We start from the raw sequence: 14,969 nt of genomic DNA on the forward strand, positions 1-14,969 counted from the left end.
AAAAGTATAATCGTATTGTTATATTAATGTTACCTCATAATTATCTTAAAGTTAGACTAAGATTAATAAATTGTTAAGTAAGCTGAACTCCTAAAATTCGACCTACTGAATTGGGATAAACCAGCAATTAGTGTTAATTTGCAACAAAGAAAGATTATGAGTGATTTCGTCTTAAAAACCACAGATTTAACATATCAATATCCAAAAGGATCAAAGTTATCTTTTCAAGATTTACAAATTCGCCAGCAAGAACACACCTTAGTTTTAGGCGAATCGGGTTCAGGAAAATCGACGCTTTTAAATTTAGTTGCCGGCTTTTCTTACCCAGGCACAGGTAGTGTAACAATCAAAGATCAAAATTTGTATGAATTGCAGGGAAGTGAGTTGGATAAATTCCGTTCTCAGAATTTAGGTTTCATTTTTCAAGAAGCTCATTTACTAAAGAATCTGACCGTGATCGAAAACATTAAATTAGCACAATCTTTAGCTGGATTATCGGTGAATGAAAATGTAATCGAAGAATTATTAGAAAGACTTCAAATTGCAGGCTTTGGCACAAGAAAACCAAATGAATTAAGCCGGGGGCAAATACAACGCGTTGCTATAGCTAGGGCCCTGATCAATAAACCAACCCTATTGATTGCTGATGAACCAACGGCTTCGTTGGACGATAAAAACACTTTTTTAGTAATTGAATTAATTCAGGCTTTGGCTAATGAACAGCAAAGCACCATCCTTATTTCCACTCACGATAAGCGTTTAAAGGATGCATTCACAAACAATTATCTCTTATCCTAACCCAAGATGAACACATTACAACTTGTTTGGAAAAATATTACCCAGCAATGGGGTTCAACTTTATTGAGTATTATTCTAACCGCATTTGGTGTCGCCATTTTATGCAGCATCTATCTCGCAAGTGACACCTTTGAAAAACAACTCGAAAATAATAGTAAACAGGTTGATTTAGTCATTGGAGCAAAAGGTAGTCCATTACAACTCATTCTTTCTGCGCTCTATCACATAGATAATCCGACAGGTAACATCAAATTAGCAGAGGCCCAAGCGCTCAAAACAAATCCATTTATCGACTTGTTAGTTCCCATTTCTTTGGGAGACAATTTCAAAGGTCATCGAATTGTTGGTACAGATTCTACCTTTTTGAGCATGTATGCGTTAAGCTTCGAACAAGGTCAAATTTGGAAACAGAGTTACGAAATAGTTTTGGGTAGTGAAACTGCGCGCAAAAATAAATTAAAGTTAGGTGATAAAATTCATGGCGCTCATGGATTGGCAGAAAATGCCCATCTACATGAAGAACATCCATTCACAGTAGTAGGAATCTTAAAACCTTCAGGAACCATTGTAGATAATCTTCTGTTGAGTAACTTAGAGAGTGTGTGGGATGTTCATGGTATAAAACATGAAGAACACGATCATGAGGATCATTCTGGTCATGAACACCCCGACCATGAAGATGAAATTGAAGAACATCATTCAACACATCAGCACGATCCTCAAGATATACATTCACAAAATGATTTCAGCAGCTCACCCGATAGCGTGGTCTCTGAACGTCCAAAACAAGATATTTTTATTAAAAGTATTGGGGAAGATATACATCAGGATAAAGGTTTAGAAATTACAGCTCTATTAGTAAAATTCAACTCACCCGCAGCAATAGGTGTGATTCCAAAACTGATTAATCAGTCAACCTCAATGCAAGCGGCTTCACCTGCTTTGGAAACTGCCAGGTTATTTTCTTTATTGGGTGTAGGAATTGACTCTTTAGAGATTCTCGCCTATGTCCTTATGATTATCGCAGGTTTAAGTGTTTTTATCAGTTTATACAACGCCTTAAAGGATCGAAAGTATGATTTGGCCATTATGCGAACTTTAGGTGCAACTAAAATTAAACTATTTTTAATGCTCATTGTCGAAGGATTACTCATTACGAGTATTGGAGGATTGATAGGCTTGGGCCTTGGACACTTGGGATTGTATTTTATCAGTACCCAAACCAGTCAAAGTGCTGATTTTGTCGAAGCTTTTCGTATTAATAATAAAGAATGGTTAATTTTGCTTACAGCCTGCATAACTGGAGTAATTGCATCTATTATACCTGCTATCAAGGCATATCAAACAACAATATCTTCCATTTTAGGTAATAAATAACATGAAGCGACTAATTTATACACTATTTTTTTTAACCTTAACCCTTGGGCTTGCAAAAGCACAAATCGGAAATTACAACGAATCAGCAGTTCCTGATCATACCCCAATGATGAACTCGACATGGGATGCGATTGATAAGATGATGTACAAGGTCACCACCAAAGGGAACAAAAAGGTGTATACCCCCACATATCCGGCTCCATTAAAGAAATTAGAGAATACAATTGTGGAACTCCCTGGTTATATGGTACCCTTGGTGAGTGGAAGAAACCACAGTACCTATATGCTGTCTGTTTTACCCATTGCCCAGTGTCAATTTTGTGGAACGAATGGAATTCCTCCCATGGTAGAAATATTCATGAAGAAAGGGAGCATAAAATTCACCGATGAACCTATAAAAGTTAAGGGGAAAATGGTGTTTAATCCAGAACCATTAAAAGGGAATGCTGAAATTCAAATCCTGGATGCTGTTTTAGTTAATTAACGATTAAGCAGTGCTATTTCAGCGCAAGTATACAAGGCTGCAGTTTCTGTTCTTAACCTGGCTTGTCCAAGAGAGATCGGTATAAATCCGCCAGAAACAGCGGTTTCAATTTCCTTGCTCGAAAAATCTCCCTCAGGCCCTATTAAAACCAAATAGCTTTGCTCCTTTTGGAAGATCTGATTTAAGAACTTTTTCTCATCTTGCGGTTCACAATGAGCAATCGCTTTGCTCAAATGATTTTCTCGTTCTGCTTGCGTAATAAAAACATCAAATGCCACAGCCTGATTGATAATAGGTTTATACGCCTTCATAGATTGTTTCATTGCTGATATAACGACTTTATTCAATCGATCAATCTTCACCTCTTTTCGCTCGGAATGATCGGTAATAATAGGAGTTATTTCATGAATACCAACCTCAGTTGCTTTTTCTAAAAACCATTCGATGCGATCTATATTTTTGGTAGGCGCTATAGCAATGTGCAAATAATGATTACTTTTTTGAAATTCAGGGGTGTAATTAAGCATTTTTAAAAGGGTCCGTTTTGGATGGGCATCTAATATTTCTGCTTCAAACCACCCTCCCAGGCCATCAATCAAATGAACTTTGACACCTTGCACTAGTCGAAGTACACGAATAGCATGTTTACTTTCTTCTTCAGAAAGCTGATAATGACTTTGGTTTGCAATAATATCCGGTGTATAGAAAAGATGCAAGGTATCCTCCTTATTTATTTTTGATTAATCATTTTCCGGATCTGATGAAGATTCGATCAAATCAAGTTTTACAAATTCGATATTCTGTTGAGTTTTCTTAATGATGGTAATCCGGTAGCCTAGTTCATAGGTGGTATCACCAACATCAGGAATTTTTTCAAACAAATGAGAAACTAAACCAGCTACAGTGTCATAATCTGAACTCTCAGGAAGTTCCAATGGAAGAAATCCATTTGCATCATGTACACTTGCCCCGGCATCAACCATGAATTCAGTTTCTGAAATTTGTTCCACTACAGGAGTTTCCTCATCATACTCGTCTTGGATTTCACCCACAAGCTCTTCAACAATATCCTCTAGGGTAACCATTCCAGCAGTTCCTCCAAACTCATCCAATACAAAGGCAATTTGTATACGTTTTAGTTGAAATTCGGTCATCAGATCATTGATCTTTTTTGTTTCGGGTATGAAGTAGGGTTTACGCATGATATCCTTTAACACCACTTCTTTACCTTTAAAAATCAAAGGAAGGATGTCCTTGGTATGCACCACCCCTATAATCTGATCAATATTATCGTCATAAATAGGTATACGGGAATAACCTTCTTCAGTGACAGTATGAATAAATTCGTCAGCAGTATCGTTCTGATCAACCGCAACGATTTTGGTTCGGGGAACCATTATATTTTTAACAATACGCTCATTAAAATCAAATACGTTTTTAATCAACTCATGTTCAGCATTATTTAAGGCTCCGCTTTCTTTACCTTTTTCCAATAAATATTGTAATTCTTCAGAGGAGTGGTTCGATTCATGACCGCTCACCTGTATGCCAATTAATCGCAACAATAAATTAGCAAAGCCGTTCAAACACCAAATAATTGGTCTAAAAATATAGTAAAAGAACTGCAAAGGAATTGCAATTTTCATAGTTGTAGCGACAGGTTTTTGAATGGCAATAGATTTTGGCGCTAACTCACCAAATACGATATGCATAAAGGTAATGATACTAAATGCTAAGACATGTCCTAGATTTGTGGCAAGACTTCCGGAAAGTTGGACATTAAAGAAAGCAAAAATCTCGTGTACAATTTGCGTCATCACGGCTTCACCCACCCAACCTAAGGCAAGAGAAGCTAAAGTAATACCTAATTGCGTGGCTGCCAAATAACCATCCAAATGATCTGTAATGCTTTTGGCGATTTGCGCTACTTTACTCCCAGATTTGGCCTGTAATTCTATCTGCGAGGCCCGGACTTTGACAATTGCAAACTCAGCTGCAACAAAGAAACCGTTTGCAAGCACTAAAAAGATAGTCCAAAAAATATCAATTGCCATTGTTTAGGTTTTTATTACCAGTTTTTTGCTTTTTTAATTCTAAGCACCCTAATATAACATTTTGAGTGAAAGCTCGTTTAATAATTCTAGTAATTTTTATCATTTTGTATTCAAGTTTAGAAAACAATTGAATAAAATGAATCTCTTCTTCCATGTTTTGTGATGGTAATATTGTTATTGTATTGAGTTCTATTAGTCAGCACATTGTTCAATAAGGCAAAACGCTGATGCGCAAAAAGTCACCCTTTGCGACCTTCATTATTTTTTTGTAATCCTAAATCCAAAGTTCGTATTGATCTCTGAATATGTCAATAATAGATTTTAATCAAATTGATAACACGGGTGAAACAAGCCTCTTTACCTAATCAATAGCAGATTTTGTAACACCAAAATTCACTTAAAATCTATACAAATTTAAAAAGATTTTTGGCGAAAATTTCTAAAAAGAAACCTGCTGCCAAAAATCTTTCATATCAACAACAATTAAAGCGTCATTGAGTAATTTAACTGTTTACTAGATAGACTATTTGTTTCTAATCTCTTTGTTGTACAGCTCTATACTTTCCATAATTATGTTTTGCGCATATTTACGACCATACAGGTTTTCAATCGTAACATTTTTTTCTTCCAATGCTTTGTAATCTTGAAAAAAACGAACAATTTCCTTCATCGTATGAGGAGGGAGCTCAGACAAGTCATTAATGTAATTAACAGACATATCATTTTTGGCGACCGCAATGATTTTATCATCTTGTTCACCATTATCAATCATATGCATAACTCCAATTACTTTAGCTTCAACAGAACACATCGGGTATACATCTACAGAACATAATACCAAAATATCCAGCGGGTCTTTATCATCACAATATGTTTGTGGAATAAAACCATAATTTGCCGGATACATAACTGAAGAAAATAATACACGATCTAATTTGATCAAGCCACTTTCTTTGTCAATTTCATACTTTGCTTTGGAACCCTTTGGGATTTCTATAATGGCATTTACGGAGTTAGGCAAGTCCTCTCCAGGAGAAACTTGATGCCAAGGATGTTGTCTACTCATTAAATTATTACTGTTTGTTTAATTAGATGTTTGTTTTTTATTTTTTAACCATTTTTTCAAAAGTGCGATCACTATCGGTAAAAAAGCAATGGCAATTAAACCAACTATGATATATTCTACATAATTGATAATCCACGGAAATTCAATTCCTAAATAGTAACCTGTCAACGTCAATAAAGAGACCCAAAGAAAAGCTCCAAAAACATTGAAAATGACAAATTTTTTAAAATTAAGCTGAACCACCCCCGCAAATATGGGAGCAAATGTACGAATTATGGGTACAAATCGTCCAATTATTAATGCGGTACCACCATATTTCTGATAAAATTCCTCCGCCATAATGACGTATTTTCTCTTAAAAAGAAAGGAATCTTTCCGCTTAAAGAGCATTGGCCCCGCTCGATAACCAAACCAATAGCCCGCAAAATTCCCTAATATACCTGAGGATAAAATTCCGAAATATAATGTAACAATTCCTACATCAATTTTCTTAAGTGCACAAAATAAACCCGCCAAAAAAAGTAAATAATCACCTGGAAGAAAAAATCCGAAGAAAAGGCCAGTCTCTGCAAATACGATTAAACATACGAGATAAAAACCGCCGTGACTCAATAAGTATTCTGCGTCAAGCAATTGTTGAAAAGACAACAAATATTCATGCATATTTTTTAATATTTACCCTCTAATTATTTTCATTCATCATTCGAATTTATCGAACATGTTACCCTATAAACACCAAGAATTTAGGATGAAATGATTAAGGGTTAGTAATAGAAGAAATTGCTTCACGAATATTATCAGCTATTTCGATCATCGTATTTTCTTCCAATATTAATTTTGGTTTTTCGAAGTTCATATCATGAACTTGATTCAATGGAATTAAATGAATATGTGCATGGGCAACTTCTAAACCCACAACTGCAACTCCAACTTTCTTACATGGAAGTGCTTTTTTTATTCCTTGAGCTACAATTTTCGCAAAAACCCATAAACCCATATAATCATCATCATTAATATCAAAAATATAGTCTGTCTCAATTTTTGGAATCACAAGTACATGGCCCTGAGCGATTGGACTTACATCTAAAAATGCTAGATAATCATTGCTTTCAGCAACCTTGTGAGCTGGAATTTCACCAGAAACTATTTTAGAAAATATTGTAGACATAAACGACCTTTGACTTCGTGAGTAGCAAATATAATAAAAATCTAAAGATTCATCAGATTTTAAACCATGAAAAAAGCCCCATTACTGAGGCTTATTATTTTATTGCTTGTGCGGTTATGGCATACCGCACATAACCACCTTAAGGCTATCTAGAAATCTCTAAGATTTCAAACTCCAGCTCGCCCGCTGGAACAGCAACCTTGGCTACATCGCCAACCTGCAAACCAAGCAAACCTTGAGCAATAGGAGATTTCACGGAGATCTTACCCGCTTTCATATCCGCTTCTGTTTCAGAAACTAGTTGATAAGTCATGGTTGCTCCGTTGTTTTTGTTTTTGATTTTCACATAGGAAAGGGCAAGCACTTTGGAAGTATCTAAACTTGATTCATCAATAATGCGTGCCGAAGCAAGTATTTCGCCTAATTTAGCAATCTTAGCCTCATGTAGACCTTGCGCTTCTTTCGCTGCATCATATTCCGCATTTTCAGACAAATCGCCTTTATCTCTGGCTTCCGCAATTGCTTTGGCAATATTTGCACGACCTTCTGTTTTGAGGTATTGAAGTTCAACCTTCAATTTATTTAATCCTTCCTCTGTGTAATAAGTTACTTCTGCCATAATATTAACCTTTACGCTTTAAAATTTAAATTTATTAATAAACAAAAAAAGACAAGACCACACTATCCAACAGTAGGACAATATGGTCTTGCACTTCTGACGAAGATAAAGATTTAATTTGATTTAAACAAATATCTAACCTTCCTTTTCAGACTCCTCAGTAATGAATTTATACCCTAAACCCCTAACTGTTTGCAGATAATGCGGTTTATCTGGATTTGTTTCAATTTTTTTCCGTAAGCGGACCACGTGCATGTCTAATGTCCGTGTGTTGACATTTGAACTATACCCCCAAACAACCTCCATCAACTCCTCTCGTGTGATATCACGGCCTTTATTTTGTAAAAAATGTAATAAGATTCGATTCTCCAAAATTGTTAATTCAATCTTTTTTCCCTCACGAATCAACGAATGAACATTTGGATGGTGTTCAGTATCGCCAAAATGATAAACTTCATTTTGGGTTTTAGGCACGAAAAACCGCACTTTATTTTCAATCATAGCCACCAATACATCCATATTGAAGGGCTTTGTGATGTAATCTGTTACTCCATAACTATAAGCATCTATTTTATCAATGTCTTGTGCCTTGGCAGTCATCATGATAATGATGTTCTCAAAGCCTGATTTGCGAACGGCCTCACAAACTTCAATCCCTTCTTTTCCGGGCAACATCCAATCCAGCAAAACAATATCAGGTCTTTTTTCTAATATTACTTTTTCAGCCTCTATACCATCGCCGCATTGAATGACTTGAAAATTTTCAGTTTGTAGACGATGAGTTACTAAAAATCGTAAATTATCATCATCTTCAACTACCGCAATCGTTATATCTTTATTCATAGTATTCTTAAGATTATCTTGGGAAATTTAGTGTAAATATCGTGCCTTCATTTTCAACACTACTTACTTTAATTTCTCCCCCCATAAATTCTGTAATTTCCTTACAAAATGCTAAACCCAAACCCACACTTCCACTTTGATTAAATTGATTCTTAACCCTATAAAACTTTTTAAATATATTTTTTAACTCATTCTTATTTATTCCGATACCCTGATCGGTAAATTGCATCACAAAACTTTTTTTTGTTTGTTGAATACTAATATCTATAAATTTTCTCGAAACTTCTGAATATTTATATGCATTATCAATCAAATTTTGAAACACTGAATTCAAGAGAACTGGATCTGTATAGATTTTACTATCCACCTGTATATTGTAGGATAGATTTAAATCCGGATACTTAATTCGAGTTGCATCAAACAATTCATCACAAAAACTGTTCAAATCAATGTATTCTCCCTTAAATTTTAATGACTTATTTTCTATCTGCGTGAAAGACAGCAACTTATTCATTAAATTATTTAGCTTCTCTGCCTCCTGATCTAATATTTTTCCATACATTGATCTTTCTTGATCAGAAATCTGTTCAGCACTTTTAATATTATTTCCCGCTATTTTAATAACGCTCACAGGAGTTTTGAATTCATGTGTCAAATTATTGATAAAATCATATTGTAATTGAAACATTCTACTATTGATCGCAATATTGCGGTATATCAAATAATTAATTAAAAGTAAGATGAGATAAATTAGAGAAACACCCAATACAACCGGAAAGAATTTCCTATTTATTTCCCCTGCAATAAATTCTTTGGAGGATTCAAATTGCAACTTGTAATCAGAAAGTGCTCCAGCAAGTGGCATGTCTGTTGTTAAATAGGGGCTTTCTTGCATAACATCTGGTTCTGCAATTGCCTTAATTTGAACCTTTTCATACAACTTAGGTTGCGTATTTTCAATCTTTATTTTCAGCGGATTTACTTTAAAAACAAATAAATCTTGGTCAAATGCCAAAGGTACTTCTAAATTAACATCGCCGTCTATCAATGATTTATAGGCGCGTAATGCGTTAACTCTCGGGATGTTCAGGTAACTAATTTTTCCTGGAACGGCATGATAAAAAATCCGATAAATATCATTTTCTGTCAATGAGGTAGAATCATCCAATACATCTAAAAAGTTCACCATTTTGATGGCCATATTGTTAAAGTCATCTGAGGTAGGCCGATTTTCATTGGGTGAGATCCTTGCTTTCAATAATTTATTTCCTTCATTCAACTTGAAGGCATATATCGATCTGGGGAATATTAATAAGTTTTGGAACTGAACACCACGAACCGCAGACCTTTGATTGGTAAATAAAACATCATAAAAAACAACTTCTTCAATATAGGGGTTTTTGCGCAAAATTTTCTCAGCATAATTTACCGCAAGTAAAGAATCCAAATAACCTTGATAGTTTGATACTTCAGAAATCTCATTTGTAAAAAAATTATTAAAAGGTTTCAATGTACTATCAAAAACATCGACCTTTCGATAGTAGAATTCAGATTCTACGTAATTAGATATCATGGTTCGAGCCAAAAAAACAGCAATAATATACAAGACCGTTAAAAATGCTAAGAAAGCAACTAGCAATCCAACGTTCTTTCTATATTTACTTGCTTTTCTAACAACCATGCTGCTCTTACTTCAGATACTGGGCTAAAAAACTTTCTACCTCTTGATAATATTCCACGACATTCTCCTCATTCTTAAACCTTTTTCCTTCATTTTTTTTAAACACGTACCGGACTGGAATATCGTTATTCCTCAACTTACCGACAAACTGATTCGCATCTGTTACCGAGCTATATTTATCTCTTCCACCTTGAAAGAACAGGACAGGAATCCTTACTTTATCTGCGTGAAAAACTGGAGAAATAGATTGAAAAAGTTCCGATTCTGTTTCCGGGTTTCCAATTATTTTATAAAACAGCTGAACATAGTGCTTTAAATGAGGTGGAATTTCTCTAAAATAAGTAAACAAATTACTATAGCCTGAGGAAGAAATAGCGCATCGAAATAATGAAGGGTTAAACGCTGCCGCATACAATGCAGAATACCCCCCAAAACCTGAACCCATAATCGCTATTCTATCCTTATCGGCGACACCTTGATGGATTAACCAGGCCACTCCATCGGTGATATCGGATTGTATCTTGCCTCCCCACTCTTTAAAACCGGAAGACCAGAACTCCTTGCCGTAGCCAACCGATCCTCTATAATTTACCTGAAAGACAGCATATCCACGATTTGTTAGAAATTGGACTTCTGGATCAAAACCCCACTCATCCCGTCTATTGGGACCATCATGAACCAAAACCACAACCGGAAAATCCTTCGTTTGGCTTTCAGGAAGCGTCAGATAGGCATGTATTTCACGATTATCCCTTGACAGAAATTTCACATCTTTCATCTTTTGAAATGGCAAATTCTTCAATTTAGGGTTATCCTGAGAAAGTAATTGAAAACTATTCGTTACTTTATTAACATAATAGGTTTCTCCTGGATGAATATCAGAATAAATCCTAACTATAAACCCTTGAAGGCTGTCATCTTGATCTAAAAAACTGACTTCATCTTCAGGAAATTTATCTTTTATAAATTGATATAATTCTTTAAAAGACTCATTAAAAAAATGTTTTTCGTTCTTATTTACAAAAGACGAGGCATAAGCCATCTGTTGAGTCCTTGGCAAATAACCGCCAATAGAAAGGTCTCCTGATTGATTCTGATGAATTTCGCGAACTTCTTTTCCCTTTTGAGCATCAAATTCAATTAAGGCCATTTTGTCTCTATCTTGATTAGACAATGCGTAGATGTTGTGTGTTGAATCTTTCACAAATCCCAGCGGAACAAAAAAAGTTTCAAAGTCATTTCGCATGACTTCTCTAAACGGTTCTGATTCACCCGGACGGTACAATATAGACTCCTGAACACTATCACTAGTTAAGGCTAAACGAACCTCCCCTTGGGGAGTAGCAAGCCAGCGGACCACATTCCCTGGGTTTTGATACACCATCTCAGGCGCTTTACCATCCAAATAAATTCGGTGTAAATCAAAAACAGAAGAGTCCCTTTGGTTCATTCCAACAACAATACTTCCATTTCTTTCTACGATAGGATAAATCCACCGGAGCCTCGCTTTTAATGGAGGAAGAAAAGCGGTCCGCTTCTCTGTTTGAACATCTATATGATAAAGCTTAAGACTATCTGAAGACTGTGAGTTTGAAAATACAATTTTTTCATTTCCCAACCAGAAGAAACTCTGAACATTCAGATTTTCCTGATAGGTTAGTTGTTTCGAAGAATCGGAATTAGTTAAGTCTAAAATGAAAATATTTTTACAATGATCGTGCACTCCCAAGTAGGCAATTTTTCGGCCATCAGGAGAAATTTTAAAAGAAGTTCTTTCTGAATTTACAAAAAAGTCTTCAATGGGAATGGAATTCTGATTCTGCTGTTTCTGTTTACACGAAGAAAAACATATAAGAGCACTAAAAACAGCGAAAAAGATTTTTAAATTCATATACTTAATTTCTCCTCATACCAAATATTAAAAAAAAATACCAAAAAGTTCGATTTGCAACCTTAATTTTACAGCTAACATAACAATCAAAACTATGTATTTATTTAATCTATCTGTTATTGTTGAGGATTCTGTTCATCAAACGTTGCTACCAATAATAAAGCGTGTAGCCTCAAAATACAAAGACAATGATTTAAAACTATTAAAAATGCTTCATTCCCCTCATCCGGGACAAACCTACTGCTTACAAATAATAGCCAGTAATGAAATTGAACTGAATCAGCTAAAGATTGAAATTATGCAGGAATTACAAGAATATATTTCAAATAATTGTGCAGAAAAAGCATTTTTATTTGATAGCATCATGCAATATCTCCCAGCGCACTAAAGTATTATTTCTGAATAACCTCCTTGTTGCCGAACATATTTGGATTGAATGAAACTCTAGGGGAAAGATAATGCAATAAAACTAATCGAGAATACCTCAAGTTCGCTGGCGCAAAAATAATGATAGCCGTAAATAAAACTGCAATATAAACCCATGGCGATTCACTCTTTGTAAGTATGGCTGTGATTAAAGCCATTATCAAAACCTGCCCAACCGAAAACGCATAGCTTACATACATTGCTGCATAAAAGTACCCAGGCTCTATTTCAAACTTAAATCCACAATGTGGGCAAAGTTCATTCATTTTCTGTTTGGAAAACCCATATACTGGACCATTAAACATTTTTCCAGTTCTACATCTAGGACATTTACTTTGTAAAACGGCCTGTATTTTTGAAATTGACATCACTAATTATCAGATTTTTCTGCTATTGGATAATCACCTTTTGATGTATGTCTAAAGCGAGTATACCAGACTATTCCGACGCCAGTAACAATAAGAAAAGGCATCGCTAACAAGAATAAAATCCCATCGTTTAAACCATTTCCTTGAGTATTCCCTCCTTTGGTACTGTTTTCTGCATTTAAAGAACACATTGCACATTGTGCAGATGATGATTTCGGAGCAGCTAAAAGTACCAAAGACAACAGAACGCACAATGTTTTTATTTTCAAAACGAAGCTCATTTTCATAATACAAAGTTAAGGATTAATATGTAATTTTCTTATACATCGCCTTTTAGCAGGACGTTAAACTTCTCCCAGAACCCATCTTCAGGAAGCGGCGCCTTTATATTCATAGTTTGTTCCTTTACCGGATGTTCAAAACTTAAAGATCTAGAGTGCAGACAAATGGTCCTGCGATGACTGCCACGTTGGTATCCGTACTTATTATCTCCAACAATTGGACATCCCATATACGCTAATTGACATCTTATCTGATGTGTTCTTCCTGTCAGAGGATTTACCTTCAACAAATAATAACCATCTAATGAGCCCACTACCTCATAACTTAATTCCGCATAACTTCCATTTTTAACTTCCCGGTCATAGGCCTTGGTTATCATTTTCTTACGATCTCGAAGCAACCAGTTTTTTAAAATCCCTTTTGCATTTTGTGGTTTCTCGCGAACTAAGGCTAAATAATATTTTTGAACTTTTCGATCATGAAATAAACGGTTCATTCGATCTAATGCCTTGCTGGTTTTGGCCATTAAGATCATCCCACTCACAGGCCTATCTAGCCGATGGATAACGCCTAAGAATGCTTCATTAGGTTTATTGTATTTCGTGACTAGATATTCCTTAACCATTTCCTCTAAGGACTTATCACCAGATGGATCCACTTGCACAATGTCACCCCCTCTTTTATTAATTGCTATGAGATGATTATCTTCAAATAATACATCATGATCAGTAATGTTTGCCATACTCAATTAGTACATCATTTTTCGATTGAAAAATGATAAATTTATCGTTGAAATCAATCTTTAAATTCAGGACAGTATCCCCTTATTGTCACCCTATTAAACGGCGAATCCAACCTTTGATAATCAGGTTGGTTTCACAGTCATTACATGTAAAAAGATTAGATTAGTTTTCTATGCCAGATTGCATTGTATCTTTTGCTAACGCTTCTTCTTTCGCCTTTTTCTTAAAGAAACCTCTTAACAAAAAATTGCTTTGAAGGGCTTCCATATTTTGATCAAGTTTTTGAGTACTTGTATTTAAATTCTTAAGGATTTCTCTAATTTCATTGGCAGCATTTGGATCATTGGTTAGAACGCCAATAGCATTATCTTTATCGTTTAACCTAGCCGTTGTTTCGTTCAAATTAGACATCAGCGCTGAGGCAGTTTGAGTTACTCCTTGTAATTGAGCTGCTGATTCTTTAAGACTTGCAAAAACGGCAGTGTCTGTACTCAACTGATGAATCAATCCTTGGTCGTTATTAAGTTTATTCGTGATGGCTGCCAAGTTATTCACCGCCTGATTCGCTGTTTTCATCGTCCCATTCAAGGATACCACAGAAGCCTTTAAGTTATTTGCAATAGTCTCATCTGTCAGCAAGGCACCTACCGTTCCTTTACCCTCCAACAATTGCTTCGATAATGTTGCAAAATTACGGGTAACTTCCACTAAATTTTCATTATTTACTTGCAAGGTAGCAAGCATAGCATCCATTCCTCCAGAAACACCAGACTTAATTTCATCTCCATTTTGAATCGCTGGAAATGATTCAGAACCACCAATTAGACTAATAATTGCATTTCCAATTAGTCCATCAGAACTCAGTGTTGCAATAACGTCCTTGCGAATGAACTGACTAGATTTCTCTTCAATATTCAAAATCACCTTTACATTCTCAACACTTTGGAAACTAATTTCTTTAATAATCCCAACTTTAACACCTGAGAACCAGACATTATTTCCAACTTTTAACCCCTTTACATCTTTAAAATAAGTTGTTACAGTAAGATTTTTTGAGAATTTATTTTGTTGGGTCCCTAAAACCAAAATCCCTCCAACTAGAATAATTAATCCTATGAAGGTAAACAATCCCACTATGATCGATCGTTTTCTATCTGTTGTTGCCATAT

General features: G+C 35.3%; 17 protein-coding genes. 4 read left to right on the forward strand and 13 right to left on the reverse strand.

The window, feature by feature from the left end; translation table 11 throughout:
* Positions 1-156 precede the first annotated feature (156 nt).
* Genes AC6CHH_RS07770 through AC6CHH_RS07780 form a run of 3 tightly spaced genes read left to right on the forward strand, consistent with a single transcriptional unit; the run spans position 157 to position 2,659 of the window.
* On the forward strand, positions 157-798 hold the full coding sequence (locus AC6CHH_RS07770; protein ID WP_498281497.1) for an ABC transporter ATP-binding protein: 642 nt from the start codon (positions 157-159) through the stop codon (positions 796-798).
* Positions 799-804: 6 nt separating this feature from the next.
* Positions 805-2,175, forward strand: a complete 1,371-nt coding sequence (locus AC6CHH_RS07775; protein WP_498281499.1) for an ABC transporter permease — start codon at positions 805-807, stop codon at positions 2,173-2,175.
* Position 2,176: 1 nt separating this feature from the next.
* Positions 2,177-2,659, forward strand: a complete 483-nt coding sequence (locus AC6CHH_RS07780) for a hypothetical protein (RefSeq protein ID WP_498281501.1) — start codon at positions 2,177-2,179, stop codon at positions 2,657-2,659.
* Here AC6CHH_RS07780 and AC6CHH_RS07785 read toward each other — a convergent pair.
* The 9 genes from AC6CHH_RS07785 to AC6CHH_RS07825 form a co-directional block, all read right to left on the reverse strand.
* On the reverse strand, positions 2,656-3,375 hold the full coding sequence (locus AC6CHH_RS07785) for a 16S rRNA (uracil(1498)-N(3))-methyltransferase (RefSeq protein WP_498281503.1): 720 nt from the start codon (positions 3,373-3,375) through the stop codon (positions 2,656-2,658). The two genes, AC6CHH_RS07780 and AC6CHH_RS07785, sit on opposite strands and share 4 nt — an antisense overlap.
* A 24-nt stretch (positions 3,376-3,399) precedes the next feature.
* A complete protein-coding gene (locus AC6CHH_RS07790; protein WP_498281505.1) occupies positions 3,400-4,713 on the reverse strand; it encodes a hemolysin family protein in 1,314 nt (437 codons plus the stop codon).
* A 523-nt stretch (positions 4,714-5,236) separates the two neighbouring features.
* The gene (locus AC6CHH_RS07795; RefSeq protein WP_498281507.1) at positions 5,237-5,779 is read right to left on the reverse strand and encodes an inorganic diphosphatase; all 543 of its coding nucleotides are present in this window, start codon (positions 5,777-5,779) and stop codon (positions 5,237-5,239) included.
* Positions 5,780-5,797: 18 nt separating this feature from the next.
* Positions 5,798-6,442: a DedA family protein gene (locus AC6CHH_RS07800; RefSeq protein ID WP_498281509.1), complete on the reverse strand. Its 645-nt coding sequence runs from the start codon at positions 6,440-6,442 to the stop codon at positions 5,798-5,800.
* A 94-nt stretch (positions 6,443-6,536) separates the two neighbouring features.
* Positions 6,537-6,947 carry an HIT family protein gene (locus tag AC6CHH_RS07805; RefSeq protein WP_498281511.1) on the reverse strand — a complete coding sequence of 137 codons (411 nt, stop codon included), beginning with the start codon at positions 6,945-6,947 and terminating at the stop codon, positions 6,537-6,539.
* Positions 6,948-7,092: 145 nt separating this feature from the next.
* Entirely contained in the window at positions 7,093-7,566 is a 474-nt protein-coding gene (greA, locus tag AC6CHH_RS07810) for a transcription elongation factor GreA (RefSeq protein ID WP_498281513.1), read from the reverse strand.
* 135 nt (positions 7,567-7,701) lie between these two features.
* Entirely contained in the window at positions 7,702-8,409 is a 708-nt protein-coding gene (locus AC6CHH_RS07815; protein ID WP_498281515.1) for a response regulator transcription factor, read from the reverse strand.
* Between the two features lie 13 nt (positions 8,410-8,422).
* Positions 8,423-10,090, reverse strand: a complete 1,668-nt coding sequence (locus AC6CHH_RS07820; protein ID WP_498281517.1) for a sensor histidine kinase — start codon at positions 10,088-10,090, stop codon at positions 8,423-8,425.
* Positions 10,091-10,097: 7 nt separating this feature from the next.
* The gene (locus AC6CHH_RS07825; protein WP_498281519.1) at positions 10,098-11,981 is read right to left on the reverse strand and encodes an alpha/beta hydrolase family protein; all 1,884 of its coding nucleotides are present in this window, start codon (positions 11,979-11,981) and stop codon (positions 10,098-10,100) included.
* A 94-nt stretch (positions 11,982-12,075) separates the two neighbouring features.
* Between AC6CHH_RS07825 and AC6CHH_RS07830 the strand changes: the two genes are divergently transcribed.
* Positions 12,076-12,369: a DUF4286 family protein gene (locus AC6CHH_RS07830; protein WP_498281521.1), complete on the forward strand. Its 294-nt coding sequence runs from the start codon at positions 12,076-12,078 to the stop codon at positions 12,367-12,369.
* 4 nt (positions 12,370-12,373) lie between these two features.
* Here the strand turns inward: AC6CHH_RS07830 and AC6CHH_RS07835 are convergent, their stop codons facing one another.
* From AC6CHH_RS07835 to AC6CHH_RS07850, 4 genes are all read right to left on the reverse strand, one after another.
* Positions 12,374-12,775, reverse strand: coding sequence for a DUF983 domain-containing protein (locus tag AC6CHH_RS07835; RefSeq protein ID WP_498281523.1), 402 nt, complete (start codon positions 12,773-12,775; stop codon positions 12,374-12,376).
* Between the two features lie 2 nt (positions 12,776-12,777).
* Entirely contained in the window at positions 12,778-13,062 is a 285-nt protein-coding gene (locus AC6CHH_RS07840) for a hypothetical protein (RefSeq protein ID WP_498281525.1), read from the reverse strand.
* A 32-nt stretch (positions 13,063-13,094) separates the two neighbouring features.
* Positions 13,095-13,799, reverse strand: a complete 705-nt coding sequence (locus tag AC6CHH_RS07845) for an RluA family pseudouridine synthase (RefSeq protein WP_498281527.1) — start codon at positions 13,797-13,799, stop codon at positions 13,095-13,097.
* 163 nt (positions 13,800-13,962) lie between these two features.
* Complete coding sequence (locus AC6CHH_RS07850; RefSeq protein ID WP_498281529.1) at positions 13,963-14,967, reverse strand: MlaD family protein; 1,005 nt, start codon at positions 14,965-14,967, stop codon at positions 13,963-13,965.
* Between the last annotated feature and the right edge of the window lie 2 nt (positions 14,968-14,969).

The sequence above is a fragment of the Sphingobacterium sp. GQ94 genome (assembly GCF_059758715.1).

Coding starts and splice junctions, on each gene's coding strand:
- AC6CHH_RS07805 (WP_498281511.1), bottom strand. CDS start 6,947: ATGTCTACAATATTTTCTAAAATAGTTTCTGGTGAAATTCCAGCTCAC.
- AC6CHH_RS07775 (WP_498281499.1), top strand. CDS start 805: ATGAACACATTACAACTTGTTTGGAAAAATATTACCCAGCAATGGGGT.
- AC6CHH_RS07845 (WP_498281527.1), bottom strand. CDS start 13,799: ATGGCAAACATTACTGATCATGATGTATTATTTGAAGATAATCATCTC.
- AC6CHH_RS07790 (WP_498281505.1), bottom strand. CDS start 4,713: ATGGCAATTGATATTTTTTGGACTATCTTTTTAGTGCTTGCAAACGGT.
- AC6CHH_RS07840 (WP_498281525.1), bottom strand. CDS start 13,062: ATGAAAATGAGCTTCGTTTTGAAAATAAAAACATTGTGCGTTCTGTTG.
- AC6CHH_RS07820 (WP_498281517.1), bottom strand. CDS start 10,090: ATGGTTGTTAGAAAAGCAAGTAAATATAGAAAGAACGTTGGATTGCTA.
- AC6CHH_RS07835 (WP_498281523.1), bottom strand. CDS start 12,775: ATGTCAATTTCAAAAATACAGGCCGTTTTACAAAGTAAATGTCCTAGA.
- greA (WP_498281513.1), bottom strand. CDS start 7,566: ATGGCAGAAGTAACTTATTACACAGAGGAAGGATTAAATAAATTGAAG.
- AC6CHH_RS07795 (WP_498281507.1), bottom strand. CDS start 5,779: ATGAGTAGACAACATCCTTGGCATCAAGTTTCTCCTGGAGAGGACTTG.
- AC6CHH_RS07830 (WP_498281521.1), top strand. CDS start 12,076: ATGTATTTATTTAATCTATCTGTTATTGTTGAGGATTCTGTTCATCAA.
- AC6CHH_RS07780 (WP_498281501.1), top strand. CDS start 2,177: ATGAAGCGACTAATTTATACACTATTTTTTTTAACCTTAACCCTTGGG.
- AC6CHH_RS07800 (WP_498281509.1), bottom strand. CDS start 6,442: ATGCATGAATATTTGTTGTCTTTTCAACAATTGCTTGACGCAGAATAC.
- AC6CHH_RS07815 (WP_498281515.1), bottom strand. CDS start 8,409: ATGAATAAAGATATAACGATTGCGGTAGTTGAAGATGATGATAATTTA.
- AC6CHH_RS07770 (WP_498281497.1), top strand. CDS start 157: ATGAGTGATTTCGTCTTAAAAACCACAGATTTAACATATCAATATCCA.
- AC6CHH_RS07825 (WP_498281519.1), bottom strand. CDS start 11,981: ATGAATTTAAAAATCTTTTTCGCTGTTTTTAGTGCTCTTATATGTTTT.
- AC6CHH_RS07850 (WP_498281529.1), bottom strand. CDS start 14,967: ATGGCAACAACAGATAGAAAACGATCGATCATAGTGGGATTGTTTACC.